The sequence below is a fragment of the Micromonospora sp. NPDC049559 genome, from assembly GCF_040676675.1.
Taxonomy (GTDB): Bacteria; Actinomycetota; Actinomycetes; order Mycobacteriales; family Micromonosporaceae; genus JBFAPK01.
The window spans coordinates 115,728-132,788 of the sequence record NZ_JBFAPK010000008.1; the positions used below are offsets into that span (position 1 = coordinate 115,728).

Consider the following 17,061-nt stretch of genomic DNA (forward strand, 5'->3'; position numbering starts at 1 on the left):
GTCAGGCGGACCAGACCTTCTCGGCCGCCTTCTGCCAGTCGGTGAGGATCGAGTCGACCTGGTTCGGCTGCTGCAGGAACTTGATCAGCGCGGTGTCGGCGGTGGGCTGGAGCGCGTCGCTGGAGTCCCGGTTGAAGAACTGGGTCAGGTCGGCGGCCTTGCTCAGCATCTCCTTGCCCTTGGCCACCAGCGGCGTGCCGGCGTCCTTCGCGGCCGGGTTCGCCGGCAGCACCGTACCGGAGGAGCTCTTGATGTAGATCTCCTGCGCCTCGGGGGTGGCCATGTAGGTCAGGAACTCCTTCGCGCCGGCCACGTGCGACGAGCGGGCGCTGGCGAAGAACCCGTCCGTGGGCGCCTCCTCGGCGACCGGTACCGCCGGGTCGATCACCGGGAACTGGAAGAAGTCGATGTCGTCGAGGACGTCCTTGGGGGCCGCGTCGGCGAAGAAGGTACCGATCAACATCATGCCGGTACGCCCCTGGAGCAGCGAGGTCGTCGCGTCCTGGAACGGGATGGCCGTGCCCTGCGGGTCGAAGTACGGCAGGACCGTCTTCCACTGCTCGAAGACCTTGTGCACCTGCGGGTCGTCGAACCGCTTGTGCCCGGCGAGCAGGTCCCGGTGGTACTGGGCGCCGTTGATCCGGATGTTCAGGTAGTCGAACCAGGCCGAGGCGACCCAGGGGGTGTTGCCGCCCGCGCCGAGCCCGATCGGGGCCACGCCCTTGCCCTTGAGGGTCTGCGCGAGCGTGACGAACTCCGCCCAACTCGTCGGCGGTCGCACGCCCCACTTGGCGAAGTTCGACTTCCGGTAGAAGACGCCCCACCAGTAGTAGTTGGTGGGCAGGAAGATCTGCTTGCCCTTGCCGTCGCCGCTCAGCTTGCGCAGCGCGTCGGAGTAGCCGCCCATGCCCTGCCACACGTCGCTGACGTCGAGCAGGAGCCCCTTGTCCGCGTAGGTCAGCGCCACCGACCCGGCGTACCAGGTGTAGATGTCCGGCGGCGTGGCCGAGGTCAGGTACGTCGGCAACTGGGTGCGGAAGGTCTCGGCGGCGACGGTGTTCAGCGAGGACTGCGCGCCGCCACGCTTGTTGAAGGCGGCGGTCAGCGCCTCCATCGCCGTCTTGGCCTGCGGCGAGGAGAGGTTCGACTGGATCGTGACCGCGCCGCTCTTCTGGTCGGCGCTCTTGGGCGTGGCCGAGGTCGCGCAGCCGCCGAGCGCGGCCGCGGCTCCTACGGCCCCGAGCCCGGCGAGGAAGCTGCGGCGAGTGAGGTCCTCGTTACCCATCGGCTGGTCCCCTATCTATGTCGGGCCGCGGGGCGCCTGCCAGGGGGTGGCAACCCGCACGGGTGGATGACACCGAGGTTGCGTCCCTGATAAGCGCCTGTCAAGATATATTCCTAAATTATTATCGGATGACTTTGAGTGACGGACGGCTCACCGCCGTCGGCGAACAGTCGCGGCCAACGACGACCGTGATCGTCACTTCACGCCGGAGACCCCGGCGACGAAGGAGAGGTTCCGTGGCTGGCTACCAGCTCCGCGGCGTACACGGACAGACCGTGGAGACGCTCGCCCGACGCATCCTGTCCGGCCAGATCCCCGAGGGCGGCACGCTGGACCTGCTCGCCCTGCGCGCCGAACTGGAGGTCAGCCAGACCGCCCTGCGCGAGGCGCTGAAGGTGCTCACCGCCAAGGGGATCATCGAGGCCCGGCAGAAGCGGGGCACCTTCGTACGTCCCCGGGCCGCGTGGAACATGCTCGACGGCGACGTGATGCGCTGGCAGGCCGACGGCCCGCCCGACCTCGACCTGCTGGAGAAGCTGACCGAGGTGCGTACCATCGTCGAGCCGGCGGCGGCCCGGCTCGCCGCCGAGCGGGCCGGCGACGACGACCTGGCCGCGCTCGACGCCGCGCTGGCCCGGATGGCCGCCGCCAGCGGCCACGCCGCCGACGCGGTCGAGGCCGACCTCGACTTCCACCGGGCCCTGCTCGACGCCACCCACAACGAGCTGCTGATGCAAATGGAGCGGGTCATCGCCGCCGGGCTGGCCCAGCGCGACAACGTGGTGCACAGCGCCGACCCCGCCGACGACCCGGTCCCCAGCCACCGCCGCGTCCTGGACGCCATCCGCGCCCGCGACGCCGCCGCGGCCGAGCGGGCCATGCGGCAGCTCGTCGAGAAGGCCAGCGCCGACCTGCGGCGCATCGCCCGGCGGGGATAGCCGACCTGCGGCGCATCGCCCGGCGGGAATAGCCGGGCCGGCCGCTGGCGGGGCGGGTGTGGGGCGCGCCGCAGGTGACGGGGGCGGGCCGTACCGCCATGTTGTCGGGGCGGCGGGCTACGCTTCGCTGCGGCGTCCCGAGGGGGCGCCGTGTGGCGGATCATGTCCGGGGCGGGGAAATGCCCGCCCATGGGCGGTTCCGCCCGCCGAGACCGGGGAGTTCTACCAGGTGACTGCGCAGCCCGACACCCTCTACGGGGCCGACGACCTCACGCACCTCGAGGGGCTCGACGCGGTGCGCAAGCGACCCGGCATGTACATCGGGTCGACCGACAGCCGTGGCGTGGGTCACCTGGTCAACGAGATCCTGGACAACTCCACCGACGAGGGTGTGGCCGGCCATGCCACCCGGATCGAGGTCACCCTCCACGCCGACGGCTCGGTGCAGGTGGACGACGACGGGCGCGGCATCCCCACCGACATCCACGCCCGCTCCGGCCTCTCCGGCGTCGAACTGGTGCTGACCCGGCTGCACGCCGGCGGCAAGTTCGGCGGCTCCGGCTACAAGGCCTCCGGCGGCCTGCACGGCGTCGGCGCCTCCGCCGTGAACGCGCTGTCCCACCGCTACGACGTACGGGTCAAGCGGGGCGGGAAGGTCTTCGAGATGTCGTTCCAGCGCGGCGTACCCGGCGTCTTCGACGGGCCGGGCCCGGACGCGCCCTTCACCGAGGAACCCGGCCTGCGGCTCGTCGGGAAGATGAAGCGCAACGAGTCCACCGGCACCTCCACCCGCTACTGGTACGACGCCCGCTACTTCGAGACCGGCGCCAGCCTCGACGTCGAGGCGGTACGCCTCAAGCTGCGCAGCACCGCGTTCCTCGTCCCCGGGGTCACCTACGTGCTGCGCGACCTCACCGACGGCGAGCCGCGGGAGGAGGTCTTCCACTACCCGAACGGCCTGGCCGACATGGTCGACTACCTCGCGCCGGCGGCCGACCGCGCCGTCTCCGGCACCCTGGTCATCAGGGGCGAGGGGACCTACAAGGAGAACGCCGCCGACGAGAACGGCGTCATGCAGTCCGATGTGGTCCGCCGGGCCGAACTGGAGATCGCGTTCCGCTGGGGGACCGGCTACGACCGGACGGTGGAGTGCTTCACCAACACCATCCGCAACGTGCACGGCGGGACCCACCGCAAGGGCTTCGAGCGCGGCGCGGTACGGGCCCTGACCGAGGCGATCCGCAACACCCGTGGCCTGCTCAAGCCCAAGGAGGACGCGCCCGTCCTGGACGACGTCCTGGAGGGCATGACCGCCGTCATCCACGTCCGGATCCCCGAGCCGCAGTTCACCTCGCAGACCAAGGACGAGCTCTCCACCGCCGGCATCACCCGGGTGGTCCAGGGCACCGTGGAGCGCTTCCTCAAGTCCTGGGTGGAGGACCGCAAGACCCGCACCGAGGCCCGTACCGTCCTTCAGAAAATCGTGGACGCGGCCCGGGTGCGGCTGACCCAGAAGCAGCAGAAGGACGCGGCCCGGCGCAAGACGGCGCTGGAGGGCGCCGCCATGCCGCCGAAGCTGGTGGACTGCCGCTCGACCGGCATCGACCGCAGTGAGATCTTCATCGTGGAGGGAGACAGCGCCCTCGGCTCGGCCCGTTTGGCCCGAGTCGCGGAGTACCAGGCGCTTCTGCCGATTCGAGGCAAGATCCTCAACGTGCAGAAGGCGAACCTGGCCGACACGCTCAAGAACACCGAGGTGGCGGCGATCGTGCAGGTGCTGGGCGCCGGTACGGGGCGCACCTTCGACGTCTCGGCGATGCGGTACGGCCGGGTCATCCTGATGGCCGACGCGGACGTGGACGGCTCCCACATCCGGACCCTGCTGATCACGCTCTTCGCCAAGTACATGCGACCGGTGATCGAGGCGGGTCGGCTCTACGCGGCGATGCCCCCGCTCCACAAGATCACGACGAAGGGGCGCAACTCCGAGACCATTTTCACCTTCACCCAGGCGGAGATGGAGCAGACCGTCCGGCGGCTGGAGAAGGCCGGCCGACAGGTGATCACCCCGGTACCGCGGTTCAAGGGCCTCGGCGAGATGGACGCCGACGAGCTGTGGGACACCACGATGAACCCGGCCACCCGGTCGGTGCGGCGGATCACGCTGGACGACGTCGAGGCGGCCGAGCGCACGCTGGAACTGCTGATGGGGGAGAAGGTCGAGCCCCGCAAGAACTGGCTGATCGAGTCGGCGAACCGGGTCGACCAGGAGAACATCGATGCCTGACAGCGCCGGGCGGCGGATCCGCCCGCAGCGGTCGGGGCGTCGGTACCGTCGAGGAGAGCACTGAACGATGGCACGTGGCAAGAACACCGGGTCCAAGGTCGACCTGTCCGCCTTCGACCAGGCGGGCGCGCGCGTGCTCGACAACCCGCTCACCACGGAGGTCGAGGACTCCTACCTGGAGTACGCGTACTCGGTCATCCACTCCCGGGCGCTGCCGGACGCGCGGGACGGCCTCAAGCCGGTCCACCGCCGGATCCTGTACTCGATGATCGAGCAGGGCTACCGTCCGGACCGGGCGTACGTGAAGTCCTCCCGCGTCGTCGGCGACGTGATGGGCAAGTACCACCCGCACGGTGACCTGGCCATCTACGACGCGATGGTGCGGATGGCGCAGGGCTTCTCGCTGAACGTGCCGCTGATCGACGGGCACGGCAACTTCGGTTCGCCCGACGACGGGCCGGCCGCGAGCCGGTACACCGAGGCGCGGCTGTCGCGGGAGGCGATGCTGCTCGTCGGCGAGTTGGGCGAGGACACCATCGACCTCAAGCCGAACTACGACGGTTCGCTGCGGGAGCCGACGGTGCTGCCCGCGGCCTTCCCGAACCTGCTGGTCAACGGGACCTCGGGCATCGCGGTCGGGATGGCCACGAACATGATCCCGCACAACCTCGGCGAGGTGGTCGCGGCGGCCCGCTGGTTGATCCGGCACCCGGACGCCAGCCTGGACAAGCTGATGGAGTTCGTGCCCGGCCCGGACCTGCCCACCGGCGGTCTGCTGCTCGGCCTGGACGAGGTGCGCAAGGCGTACGAGACGGGTCGCGGCGTGGTCCGGATGCGCGGGCGGGTGGAGATCGGCCCGCTGGAGGGGAGCCGGGGCCGGCAGGCGATCACGGTGGTCGAGCTGCCGTACGGGGTGGGCGCCGAGAAGGTGATCGAGAAGATCACCGACGAGGTGAACAAGACCAAGCGGTTGCAGGGCATCGCGGACGTCAAGGACCTGACCGACCGGGAGAACGGCACCCGGTTGGTGATCGAGTGCAAGGTCGGGGTGAACCCGCAGGCGCTGCTGGCGGACCTGTACCGGCTCACCCCGCTGGAGCAGTCGTTCGGGGTGAACAACCTGGTCCTGGTGGACGGGCAGCCCCGTACGCTCGGGCTCAAGGCGCTGCTGGAGGTCTTCCTCCAGCACCGGTACACGGTGGTCACCCGGCGCAGCGAGTACCGCCGGCGCCGGCGCCAGGAGCGGCTGCACCTGGTTGAGGGTCTGCTGATCGCGCTGCTCGACATCGACGAGGTGGTCCGGCTGATCCGGGGCAGCGAGGACGCGCAGGCGGCCAAGGAGGGGCTGATGCGCACCTTTGACCTCTCCGAGATCCAGGCGAACTACATCCTGGACACCCCGTTGCGGCGGCTGACCCGCTACGACCGCATCGAGCTGGAGGTGGAGCGGGACCGGCTCAGCGAGGAGATCGCGGAGCTGTCGCGGATCCTCGACGACCCCAGCGTGCTCCGGAAGGTGGTCTCCGACGAGCTGGCGGCGGTGGTGAAGCAGTCGGCCACGGCGCGGCGCACCACGCTGGTCGACGGCGACCTCAAGGAGGTGCTCGCGGCCTCCGCGCCGGCCGGGCCACTGGAGGTGGCCGACGACCCGTGCCAGGTGATTCTCTCGGCGACCGGCCTCGTTGCCCGTACGGCGGCCGAGTCGGAGGAGTCGACCGAGGGGCACCGCCGCAACGGCCGGGTGAAGCACGACAGCGTCCGGGCGGTGGTCTCCTCGACGGCGCGCGGTCAGGTGCTGCTGGTGACGAACACCGGGCGGGCGTTCAAGACGGACGTGCTGCCGCTGCCGGTGCTGCCGGAGCGGGCCGGGACGGTGTCGCTGCGCGGCGGGATGTCCGCGCAGGAGCTGGTGCCGCTGCGGCCGGGGGAGCGGGTGGTCGGGCTCGCGCCGCTGGGCCAGCGGGACACCGACTCGCCGGGGCTCGCGCTCGGTACCCGCCAGGGCGTGGTGAAGATCTGCGCGCCGGAGTGGCCGGTACGCGCCGACGAGTTCGAGGTGATCGGGCTGCGCGACGGGGACGAGGTGGTCGGGGCGACCTGGCTCACCGACGGTGCCGAGACGCTCGCCTTCGTCAGCTCGGACGCGTCGCTGCTGCGCTTCGCCGCGAAGGCGGTGCGCCCGCAGGGGCTCAAGGGCGGCGGCATGGCCGGGATCAACCTGACGGACGGCGCGGAGGTGCTCTTCTTCGGCGCGGTCCGCACCGACGACCCGGAGCACGGCGAACCGATGGTGGTGACGTCGACGGGCCGGCAGGTGAAGGTCACCCCGTTCGCGGAGTACCCGGCCAAGGGGCGGGCCACCGGCGGCGTACGCGCGCAGCGGTTCCTCAAGGGCGACACGACCCTGGCCGTCGCCTGGGTGGGGGCGCGGCCGGTCGGGGCGACCGCGACCGGGGATCCGGTGGATCTGCCCGATGTGGACGGTCGCCGGGACGGCTCCGGTACGGCCGTGATGCTCGGGCCGGAGGTCGTGGGCCATCTGCTGGAGCGCGACTGACGGCGCCCGCCGGACGCCGCTGACGGGTCCGGCCCGGCGCCTCGGGCCGGACCGCGCGGCGGCAGTGCGGCCCGGCGGCGGAACGGTTCGACGACGGCGCGCCGTTGCGGCGGGGCGTGATGGATCTTCGTTCGCGGGGTCTATTACGCTTTGTCCGGCACCGGCGAACAGGGGAGGGCCGTCGAGTGGTTGAGGCGCGGGTACCGTCCGGGATCGACATCAGTCGCCCGAGCGTGGCGCGGATGTACGACTACTACCTGGACGGCAAGGACAACTTCGCCGTGGACCGGGCGGCGGTCGCGCAGGTCGAGGCGGCGATGCCGGAGGTACGGCAGCTGGCGCGCGAGAACCGCGCGTTCCTGCGCCGGGCGGTGCGGCACATGGTCGCGGCCGGGATCCGCCAGTTCATCGACATCGGGGCGGGGCTGCCGACCGCCGGGAACACCCACGAGGTGGCGCAGCAGGCGGCCCCGGACGCGCGGGTGGTCTACGTCGACAACGACCCGATCGTGCTCGCGCACGGGCGGGCGTTGCTCGCCACCGACCAGCGGACCACGGTGGTCTCGGCGGACCTGCGGCGACCGGCCGACGTGCTGGAGAACCCGGAGGTGCGACGGCTGATCGACTTCGACCAGCCGGTGGGGATCCTGTTGATCGCCATGACGCACTTCCTCACCGACGACGAGCGGGCGCCGGTGCTGGGGGCGCTGCGCGACGCGCTGGCGCCGGGCAGCTACCTGACCACCACGCACGTGACGGTGGACGGGCATCCCGCGGAGGCGGTGCGGGGGGTCGAGGACGCGTACCGGGCCACCCCGACGCCGATCTTCTTCCGTACGCACGCCGAGATCCTGCGCCTCTTCGACGGGTTCGAGCTGGTCGAGCCGGGGCTGGTCACGCTCGACGCGTGGCGGCCGGACCCCGCCGATCCGGCCCCGGAGGCGACCCGCTGGCTGTACGGGGGCGTCGCCCGCAAGCCCTGACCGGCGGTCTCTTCGCCCGTCCCGTTCCGCGCCCCCGTGCCCCGGTCGGCCGACAGGCTCCGCCGCCTTCTCGGCCGATCCGGGCAGGATAGCCGGGACCGGCGGCCGGTCGCATCCGAATGCCCATACCGGTCTGGGACCGGCCGGTGGTGGCCCAGACTCGGGTTGTTGGACCAATCGGCATCTCGGAGGCGTCTGAAGGAGCGGCCATGACCTCGATGACGCAGCGGATCAGGGGCTTTCTGAGCGGACCGCAGGGTCGCAGTCTGATGGAGCGCGGCCGACGACAGTTGCGGAAGCCGAGTACGCAGCAGAAACTGCGCCAGTTCGCGGAGCGGATGCGTGGCCGTTCGGGGCGCCGTCGCTGACGTTGCCGGCGGGCCGTGGCCGGGTGATTGCCGGGGACGGTCCGCTGACCCGTCAGGCGGCCCGGGTGTCCGCTGGTCCGGTGGGCCTGGGCGTTCGCTGACCCGTCGGGCCCGGGTGTCCACTGATCCGGTGGGCCCGGACCGGGGCCGCTCGCTGGTTCGGGGTGTCTCCGTCGGCGCCGGGCCGGATCCGACGGTGCCGTTGACCGGTTGACGCCAGCGACAAGGGGGAGAGGTATGTCTGCTTCCGGCCAGTCGATGCCCGGGGCGGCCGGCTATCCGGCCGGTCGTGGCGGTACCGCCGAGACGGCGGCAAAGACGAGTAGCGCGGCGACGTTCGCGCTGGTGTTCGGCGTAGCCGGTCTGATCAGCGCGCTCACGGTGATCCTGTCGGTACTGGGTCTGGTGCTCGGGATCATCGGAGTCGTGCTCGGCATCGTCGGGCTGCGGATGGCCCGCCGCCCCGGCGTGACCGGTCGCGGGGTCGCTACCGGTGGCCTGGTGCTGAGCATCCTGGCCGTTCTGGTCGGGGCCACGTTCGTGGCGGGGGCGACCACGTTCCTCAACGACCGGGGCGCGGTGGACCGGTTGCAGCGTGAGGTGGACCAGATGCGCGACGAGCTGCCCAGCTGACGCGGTTCGGTCGGTGCCGTGTCGGGTGTTGCTCCGGTTCGCCCGGCGGTGTCGCGCGTGCGGTTGGAACCGGGGACGGGGCAGCCGCCCGACCAAGGAGGCGTGATGGGTGCCGAAGCCGACTACTTCCAGCCGCCGGGCGGTGTGATCCTCACCCACCTGCTGATCGTGCGGGACGTCGACCGGTCCCGAGAGTTCTACGAGCGGGTGCTGGGCGCCGAGTGCGTCCGGGAGCGCATGCCCGCGGTGCTGCGGTTCCACAACAGCTACATCGTGATCAACACCGAGGGTGGCCCGACGGACGACAAGCCGGACGTGCAGGCGCGGGCGCCGCGCGACGCCGGCACGCTCAGCTCGGCGATGAACATCCGGGTCACCGACGTGCGCGCGGTGTACGAGCAGTGGCGCGCCCGGGGTGGGGAGTTCCTGACCGAACCGAAGGACCACGGGGTCGAGATCCGCTGCTACCTGCGGGATCCGGACGGGTACCTGATCGAGCTGGGCCAGGGCACCGGCATCCTCGCCGAGATGGGGCTGGCCGGGGCCTGACCGGGATCCGGCCGACCGGCGGCCCCACCCGCCGGCAGCGGTACGTCCGCGACCGACCCGGATCGACCTACTCCGATCAAGTGTGGTCCAATTGAGCCCTGTTGCCCGGCTTCGCGGTCACCTCGTTCCAGGGCCGGCTCGCCGCGCGGTGGCGGGAGCGAGTGTCCACTTCCACCATTCCGCCGACGAGCCGATCCCGGCTGAATTTGTACGACCGGCGCCGATATCGGTCATGGTTCCCCCGTGCACCGGCGCCGGCCAGGGGAGCGGTCGTGGGCCGATCCGGTCGCGGCCGCTCCCCCCGACCACTGACGAGAGAGGTGGAACTCGTGCGACGACCACGAGCGCACGTACTGGCCGGCGCGGCACTGGTGCTGGTGGCCGCCGTCACCGCACCGGCCGGTGTCGGCCACGCACGGCCCCCGACCGCCGGCGCGCAGCTACGCCTCGCGCTCGACCCCGGCACGACCGGCACCGCCACGACGACCGGCATCGCCACGACCGCTGCCGCGCCGCTCGCGACCACGGCGATCGCCCCCGGCCTCACCCTCAGCGACGTCAGCCTGAGCGGGCCGGTGAAGGGCAAGCTGCTCACCGCCGACCTCGCCGAATCGACGCTCAAGCCCAAATACCTCAACCCCGGTACCGTCGCCGCGACCACGGCGCTGACCACCCAGGCCGGCCGGGCCGGCGTCGTCGCCGCGGTCAACGGCGACTTCTTCGACATCGGCGCCACCGGCGCGCCGCGCGGCATCGGCATCGACGGCGGCAACCTGCTCAACGGGCCCGCCGCCGGCTGGAACGACGTCGCCGCCTTCTACGCCGACGGCCGCGCCGGCCTCGCGCAGATCTTCCTCGACGGGGTGATCACGCTGCCGGGCGGGCGGACGCTGACCGCCACCAACCTCAACTCCCCGAACATCGCCCACGACGGCATCGGCATCTACAACCCGCTCTGGGGCAGCCAGGCCCGCAGCCAGGCGCTGGACGGCGCCGCCCGGGCCCGCGAGGTCGAGGTGAGCCAGGGAAAGGTGATCCGGGTCAGCACCAGCGCCGGCGGCAAGGTGGCCGAGGGGAGCGTCGCGCTGCTCGGCGTGGACGCCGGCGCGGACGCGCTCTCCGGGCTGGCCGTCGGCGACGCGGTCTCGGTCGACTACCGGCCGCGCGGCGGCGACGGGGCGCAGGTCGCCATCGGCGGCAACCTCGTGCTGTTGCGCGACGGGGTGGTGACCACGCAGTCGCACCCGCTCAACCCGCGTACCGCGATCGCCTTCTCCGCCGATGGCCTGAAGGTGTGGCTGCTCGCCATCGACGGGCGCACCAGCGCCAGCGTCGGCATGACCTACGTTCAGCTCGGCAACTACCTGAAGTCGATCGGGGCGGACGACGCGCTGAACCTGGACGGCGGCGGCTCCACCACGATGGTCGCCCGGCTGCCGGGCAGCACCTCCCTCTCGGTGGTGAACACCCCGTCCGACGGCGCCCAGCGGCCGGTGCCGAACGGCATCGGCTTCGTCTCCACCTCGCCCTGCCTCGCCACCAGCTACGACCTCGGCGCGTACCCGCAGCTCGCCGCCGGTGCCACCGGCGTCGCGGTCACCATCGCGCAGTGCCTGCTCGGCGGCGGCGCGGCCAGCGGCACCCTCGACCCGGCGACGGTGGCGGCCGTCCGACAGTTCCAGACCGACCGGGGGCTGCCGGTCACCGGGGTGGTCGACGCGCACACCTGGACCGCGCTGCTCTCCGCCGGTGACCGGCCCACCCTGCAGAGCGGGTCGACCGGGGAGGCGGTACGCCGGTTGCAGCGGGCGCTGACCGCCGCGCTGGGCCGTACCGTCGGCATCGACGGCCAGTTCGGTACGCAGACCAAGACCGCGGTGACGGACTACCAGCGCTCGCGGGGCCTCGACCCCGACGGCCTGGTCGGCCCGCTGACCTGGGCGGCGTTGCAGGCCGGGCGCTGACCGGCACCGCCGCGCGACCCCGGTGGAGCGGACCCGCCGGGGTCGCACGGCTCGGGCCGCCGCAGAGCGACGGCGGGTCACTCCACCGGTTCGCGGCGGGCCAGGCGTACCTCCTCGATGTCCAGCCGGGCCTGTATCTGCCGCAGCACCACGTCGTCGATCCGCCGCTCGTGGCGCAGCCGCAGCAGGGTGGCCCGCTTGCGGCCGAGCAGTTCCAACCGGAGCGCGGCGTAGTCGGCGGCGTGCCGGACCCGCTCGTCCTCGGTACCCTCCTGCGCGCGCAGCAGTTGGAGATGCTCCTCGTACTCGGCCCGGATCCGCTCCAGCGGCTCTCCGGCGACGCCGAGCCGCGCCGCCACCTCCGGCAGCGCCGCCAGCGCCTCCTCGGTCGCCGCGGTCTCGGCCAGCCGGCGCTCCCGCTCGACCGAGGTGTCGGCGGGCAGCCGCGCCCAGCGCAGCACGGCCGGCAGGGCCAGGCCCTGCGCCACCAGGGTGACCACGATGACCCCCGAGACCACGAAGATGATCGTGTCCCGGGCGGGGAACGGGGCGCCCGTGCGCAGCGTCTCCGGCACGGCGAGCGCGGCGGCCAGCGAGACCGCGCCGCGGAAGCCGGCGGTGGCGCTGACCACCCGGGTACGGGCCGGGACCCGGCGCAGCCGCTGCTGCGGCCGGCGGTCCAGCGCCCGCAGCAGGTACGGCGTGGTGAAGTTCCACGCGAAGCGGGTACCGATCACCGTGGCCGAGATCAGCGCGACGGCGACCAGCGCCCGGGTCAGGCCGACGCTGGTCAGCTCCCGGACCGAGGCCGGCAGCTGGAGCCCGACCAGGACGAAGAGCGCGCCGTTGAGCAGGAACGTGGTCAGCGTCCAGAACCCCTGCGCCTGCTGGCGGGTCTCCGCGCCGATGACCCGCGGCCCCAGCTGGCTCAGGGCGAGCCCGGCGACGACCACCGCGACCACCCCGGAGGCGTGCGCGAGCTCGGCGAGGAGGAAGGCGCTGAACGGGGTCAGCACGCTCACCACGTTCTCGTGGGTCGGCTCGCGCAGGTGCCGCCGGGCCAGCACCGCCAGTCCGGCCACCGCCAGCCCGGCCAGCGCGCCGCCGCCGTACGCGAGGACGAAGAGCCAGGTCACGTGGAGGCCGCCGAGGTGCTCCTCGCCCACCGTGATGCCGACGGCGAGACCGTAGATCACCAGGGCGGTACCGTCGTTGACCAGGCTCTCCGCCCGCAGAATGGTGACGATGCGGCGCGGCAGCAGCCGGGCGAGCACGGCCACGGCGGTGGCGTCGGTCGGCGCCACCGCCGCGCCGAGGACCCACGCCGGGCCCCAGGCCAGCCCGAGGGCGTGCGCCACCGCCGCCACGGCCGCCGCCGTCGCGATGACCAGTACCGTGCTGAGCAGCACGATCACGCGCAGGTTGGTGCGGATCTCCCGCAGCGAGGTGGTGAGACTCTCCCAGTAGAGCAGGGCGGGCAGGAAGAGCAGCAGCACCGCCTCGGGCGGCAGGCCGACCCCGCGCAGCGCGGGCAGCAGCCCCAGCAGCGAGCCGACCGCCAGCAGCAGCACGGGCGGCACGACCCGCCACCGCCGCGCGGCGACGCTGGAGACCAGCACGGCGACGCCGAGGATGACGACGATCTCTAGCGCGAGCAGGAGCTTCCTCCGGGTGCGGCAGGCGGCTTACCGGGGCCACATGCTGCCAGAACGGCCGGGGGAGAGCCACCCGCCGCACGGGATCGCGGGGCGGGACCGTCCGGGCGGCGCCGGGCGCCCGCCGGAACCGCGCCGGCTATCTCGCGGGGCGGGACCGCCGGGGCGGGGCCGGACGACCGCGGGGGACCGCGCCGGCTACCCGGTACGCAGCGCGTCGGTCGGGGTGAGCCGGGCGGCGCGCAGCGCGGGATAGAGGCCGGCGACCGCGCCGACCAGGCACGCGGCGGCGAGCGCGAGACCGACCGCCGACGGCGGTACCAGGGGTTGCCAGCCGCGCTGGACGGCCAGCGCGTAGGTGGCGGCGGCGCCGAGCAGCGCACCGGTGACGCCTCCGGCGGCGCCGAGCAGCAGCGATTCGAGGAGGAACTGCCCGGCGACGTGCCGGCGGCCCGCGCCGAGCGCGCGGCGCAGCCCGATCTCGGTCCGTCGCTCCAGGACCGCGATGACCATCATGTTCGCGATGCCGACCCCGCCGACGAGCAGGGCCACCGCGCCGAGCCCGAGGAAGAGCGCCGTGCCGGAGTCGGCGACGGCCAGGCGGGCGGTGAGCGCGTCCGACGGCCGGCTCACCGCCACCTCGTCGGGTCGCTCCGGATTCGCCGCGCGGGCCAGCATGGTGGCGACCTCGACGGTACGGTCCTGCCGGGCGCGGACGTAGATCCGGCTGGCGGCGCCGTCGTGGCCGAAGTCCCGGACCGCGGCGGCGAACCCGACCAGCGCGGACCGGTCCACCTCGGGCGCGAGGTCGAGCGGGGCGAGGACGCCGATGACGGTGTACCAGTGCCCGGCGACGAAGACGCGCGGATCGCCGGAGAGATCCTCGACGCCGAGCCGCTGGGCGGCCGTGTGCCCGAGGACGGTGACCGGGAACCGGGCGGTCCCCTCGGTGAGGAACGTACCGTGGGTGAGCCGCCCGTCCAGGACCGCCAGCAGCGACGCGTCGGCGGCGCGTACCGCCAGCCCGCCGGACTGGGCCGGCGGCACCCGGTCGGTGCGGCGTACGGTCACCCCGGGCAGCTCCGCGGTCGGCGCGCTGGCCAGCACCCCCGTGGTGAGGCTGACGCCGCCGGCGGCGGTCGCCGGCAGCGGCTGCTCCTCCCCGCCCGGGCCCTGCCCGTCGGCCACGGTCAGCAGGTTGGTGCCGAGCCGGTCGATCCGGGCGAGCAGGTCGGACTGGCTGGATCGGGTGATGCCGAGCACCGCGACGAGCGCGGCGATGCCGATCCCGACGCCGAGCACCGACAGGGCGGCGCGGGCCGGTCGGGTGCGCAGCCCGACCGTGGCGACCGTCAGCAGGTCGGTGACGCGCAGGCGAGGCAGCAGGCTCATGCGGTGCTCCCGGTGTCGTGCGCGACGAGCCCGTCGCGCAAGGTGATCTTCCGGCGGGCGGCCCCGGCGACCTCGTCGCTGTGGGTGATGACCACGATCGTGGTGCCCTCGACGTTCAGCCGGCGCAGCAACCCGAGGACCTCGGCGCCGTTGGCGGAGTCGAGGTTGCCGGTGGGCTCGTCGGCGAAGAGGATCGGCGGCCGGCCGACCAGGGCCCGGGCGATGGCCACCCGCTGCTGCTCGCCGCCGGAGAGCGTGCGTGCCCGCTGGTGCGCCCGGTGGGCCAGCCCCACGCGGGACAGCGCCTCGGCGGCGTCGGCGCGGCGCCGCCCGGCGGGTACGCCCCGGTAGAGCAGGCCGGTCGCGACGTTGTCCAGCGCGCTGAGCTGCGGCAGAAGGTGGAACTGCTGGAACACCACCCCGATCCGGTACGCGCGCAGGCCGGCCAGCCGCCGGTCGGAGAGGCGCTCGATCGGCTCGCCGGCGATCCGGACCGAGCCGCTGGTCGGCCGGTCCAGCCCGGTGGCCAGGTTGAGCAGGGTGGACTTGCCGGAGCCGGAGGGGCCCACCACGGCCGCCAGCTCCCCGCCGCGTACGGCGAGGCTGACGCCGCGGATCGACTCGACCGGCGGGCTGCCCGGATAGGTCTTGCGCGCGTCGCGCAGTTCCAGCACGGCGTTCACCGGACGGGAACCTTCACCCGCTGGCCGGCGGTCAGCTCGCCGGTCACCTCGACCCGTCCGGTGGCACCGTCGAACAGGCCCGGCTCGACCGGCACGTACCGGTCCGAGTCCAGCCGTACCTGGTAGCCGCCGCCCGGCCGGGCGAGCAGCGCGGTGATCGGCACCTGCAGCACGTTCTCGCGGGTCTGCCGGGTGAGGGCCACCGTCACCGGCGCCCGGTCGAGGTCGCCCGCCCCGGACGGTGGGGTCGCGCCGATCGTCACCTGGAACGGGGCGGGCGTGGCGGCGTCCCCCGGCCCGCCCGACTGCTCCGGCGCGGCGGGCGCCCGCCCGACCGCCAGGACGGTGCCGGGAAACGGCGGCGTGCCGCCCATGGTGATCGTGACCGGGGCGCCGACCTCGACCAGGCGTCGCCGTTCCGCGGTGACCTGCGCGGAGACCACCGGCTTCGTCGGGGTCACCGTCACCACCGGCTGGTCCGGGCGTACCGGGGCGCCGAGCGCGACCCGCGCCTCGTCGATCCGCAGCGCCCCGGGCTGGAACACCACCCGGCCCAGCGGCAGTGTGCCGGTGCGCCGGCCGGCCGGCACGCCCCAGGCGGCCTGCCAGCGGCGGATCGCCGCGGCGGTGGCCCGGGAGAAGTGCCCGTCCACCGTCAGCCGGTGGTCGGGGTCGTGGCCCAGCGCGACCAGGTTCTGCTCCAGTTGCCGCACGTCCGGACCGTCGGTCATGCCGTACGCGAGGTCGCGGTAGGCCGGCGTGGCGCCGTACAGCAGCCGGACGGGCTGGTCGGCCACCGCGTACAGCCGCGCCCCGCGGGCCACCACGGTCTCCGGCGCGGCCAGCGCGGTCACCACGCCGGACCCGCCCAGGTGGACCACCGGGTACGCGACGCCGTACCCGAACGTGCCGTTGACCAGGACCCGCTCCGAGACGGTGCCGCGGGTCACCTCGGCGGTCTCCGTCGGCACCGGAGCCGCCGCCGGGCCCTCGCGCCCGGGCCGCGCCGCGTCGGCCAGCCACGCCGCGCCGGCCGCGCCGCCGGTCACCACGGCCACGAGCGCGCCGCCGAGCACCTGCCGCCGGCGGGTCACTGCGGCTCCGTCATGCCGAAGCCGACCTCGTACTGGCGGCACGCGTCGAACGCGTCCCGCCCGCTGTCGCCCTTCACGGCCTGCTCCATCGGGGTGCCCCTGATCGCGAACCTGCCCCGGGCGTCCGGGTCGGGCCAGTCCGGGAACCCGTGCTGTCGCAGGCAGGCGGCGAGCTGCCGCAGCTTGTCGAGGTCCGCCGCGGTCGGATCCGGTTTCCGCCACAGGCTCTGAGGCAGCCGCCTGGCGATCGCGTCGCACGCGTCCAGGGCCGCCATCACCGCCTCCTGGTCGGCGCCGGCCGGCGCCTCGCCCTTGCCCTGGATCCGGCCGTCAGCCAACCTGGGTGGCTGGAAGCCGGCGACGCCGTGGTCCCGGACGCACTGGGCGTGCTCCTCGAGGATCGCCACGATCTGTGCCTCGCCGAGCCCGCTGGCGGCCGGCGACGGGGTTGCGGCCGGGGACTCGGCCCGGCATCCGGTGAGCCCGGCGAGAGCCGCGACGACGACGGCCGCGACGCCGAGTCGAATGCATCTGGTCATGCCGTCGAGCCTCGCGCCGGCCGATGCCGTTGTCGTCGGAGCCGGATCGGATCCGGCCCGCCGGCCGGTACGAGCGAGCGCGGAGCCGGCGTACGAGCGGAGTCTGATGTGTCCGGTCGGCCCGCTGCCTACCC

13 protein-coding genes are annotated in these 17,061 nt (G+C 73.3%); 7 read left to right on the forward strand and 6 right to left on the reverse strand.

The window, feature by feature from the left end; all coding sequences use genetic code 11:
• Position 1: 1 nt before the first annotated feature.
• Positions 2 to 1,285 (reverse strand): extracellular solute-binding protein, encoded by a 1,284-nt coding sequence (locus tag AB0J86_RS12515; RefSeq protein ID WP_363856364.1) that lies wholly within the window; start codon positions 1,283 to 1,285, stop codon positions 2 to 4.
• A 236-nt stretch (positions 1,286 to 1,521) separates the two neighbouring features.
• On the opposite strand from AB0J86_RS12515, the gene AB0J86_RS12520 reads away from it, so the two are divergent.
• The 7 genes from AB0J86_RS12520 to AB0J86_RS12550 all read left to right on the forward strand — a co-directional run bounded on the left by AB0J86_RS12520 (position 1,522) and on the right by AB0J86_RS12550 (position 11,564).
• On the forward strand, positions 1,522 to 2,223 hold the full coding sequence (locus AB0J86_RS12520; RefSeq protein WP_363856366.1) for an FCD domain-containing protein: 702 nt from the start codon (positions 1,522 to 1,524) through the stop codon (positions 2,221 to 2,223).
• 229 nt (positions 2,224 to 2,452) lie between these two features.
• Positions 2,453 to 4,510, forward strand: coding sequence for a DNA topoisomerase IV subunit B (locus AB0J86_RS12525; protein WP_363856368.1), 2,058 nt, complete (start codon positions 2,453 to 2,455; stop codon positions 4,508 to 4,510).
• A gap of 67 nt (positions 4,511 to 4,577) precedes the next feature.
• Entirely contained in the window at positions 4,578 to 7,067 is a 2,490-nt protein-coding gene (locus AB0J86_RS12530; RefSeq protein WP_363856370.1) for a DNA topoisomerase (ATP-hydrolyzing), read from the forward strand.
• Positions 7,068 to 7,252: 185 nt separating this feature from the next.
• Entirely contained in the window at positions 7,253 to 8,050 is a 798-nt protein-coding gene (locus tag AB0J86_RS12535) for an SAM-dependent methyltransferase (protein WP_363856372.1), read from the forward strand.
• A 605-nt stretch (positions 8,051 to 8,655) separates the two neighbouring features.
• On the forward strand, positions 8,656 to 9,051 hold the full coding sequence (locus AB0J86_RS12540) for a DUF4190 domain-containing protein (RefSeq protein ID WP_363856374.1): 396 nt from the start codon (positions 8,656 to 8,658) through the stop codon (positions 9,049 to 9,051).
• Between the two features lie 105 nt (positions 9,052 to 9,156).
• Positions 9,157 to 9,600, forward strand: coding sequence for a VOC family protein (locus AB0J86_RS12545; protein ID WP_363856376.1), 444 nt, complete (start codon positions 9,157 to 9,159; stop codon positions 9,598 to 9,600).
• Positions 9,601 to 9,929: 329 nt separating this feature from the next.
• Positions 9,930 to 11,564 (forward strand): phosphodiester glycosidase family protein, encoded by a 1,635-nt coding sequence (locus tag AB0J86_RS12550; RefSeq protein WP_363856378.1) that lies wholly within the window; start codon positions 9,930 to 9,932, stop codon positions 11,562 to 11,564.
• Positions 11,565 to 11,641: 77 nt separating this feature from the next.
• Here the strand turns inward: AB0J86_RS12550 and AB0J86_RS12555 are convergent, their stop codons facing one another.
• From AB0J86_RS12555 to AB0J86_RS12575, 5 genes are all read right to left on the reverse strand, one after another.
• Positions 11,642 to 13,222: a Na+/H+ antiporter gene (locus AB0J86_RS12555; protein ID WP_363856500.1), complete on the reverse strand. Its 1,581-nt coding sequence runs from the start codon at positions 13,220 to 13,222 to the stop codon at positions 11,642 to 11,644.
• A gap of 195 nt (positions 13,223 to 13,417) precedes the next feature.
• Positions 13,418 to 14,611 carry an ABC transporter permease gene (locus AB0J86_RS12560; protein WP_363856380.1) on the reverse strand — a complete coding sequence of 398 codons (1,194 nt, stop codon included), beginning with the start codon at positions 14,609 to 14,611 and terminating at the stop codon, positions 13,418 to 13,420.
• Positions 14,608 to 15,294: an ABC transporter ATP-binding protein gene (locus tag AB0J86_RS12565; protein WP_363856382.1), complete on the reverse strand. Its 687-nt coding sequence runs from the start codon at positions 15,292 to 15,294 to the stop codon at positions 14,608 to 14,610. Before AB0J86_RS12565 ends, AB0J86_RS12560 begins: the two co-directional genes overlap by 4 nt.
• Positions 15,291 to 16,388 carry a peptidoglycan-binding protein gene (locus AB0J86_RS12570; protein ID WP_363856384.1) on the reverse strand — a complete coding sequence of 366 codons (1,098 nt, stop codon included), beginning with the start codon at positions 16,386 to 16,388 and terminating at the stop codon, positions 15,291 to 15,293. Before AB0J86_RS12570 ends, AB0J86_RS12565 begins: the two co-directional genes overlap by 4 nt.
• Positions 16,385 to 16,927 (reverse strand): hypothetical protein, encoded by a 543-nt coding sequence (locus AB0J86_RS12575; protein WP_363856386.1) that lies wholly within the window; start codon positions 16,925 to 16,927, stop codon positions 16,385 to 16,387. The genes AB0J86_RS12570 and AB0J86_RS12575 overlap by 4 nt, the downstream gene beginning before the upstream one ends.
• Positions 16,928 to 17,061: the final 134 nt, after the last annotated feature.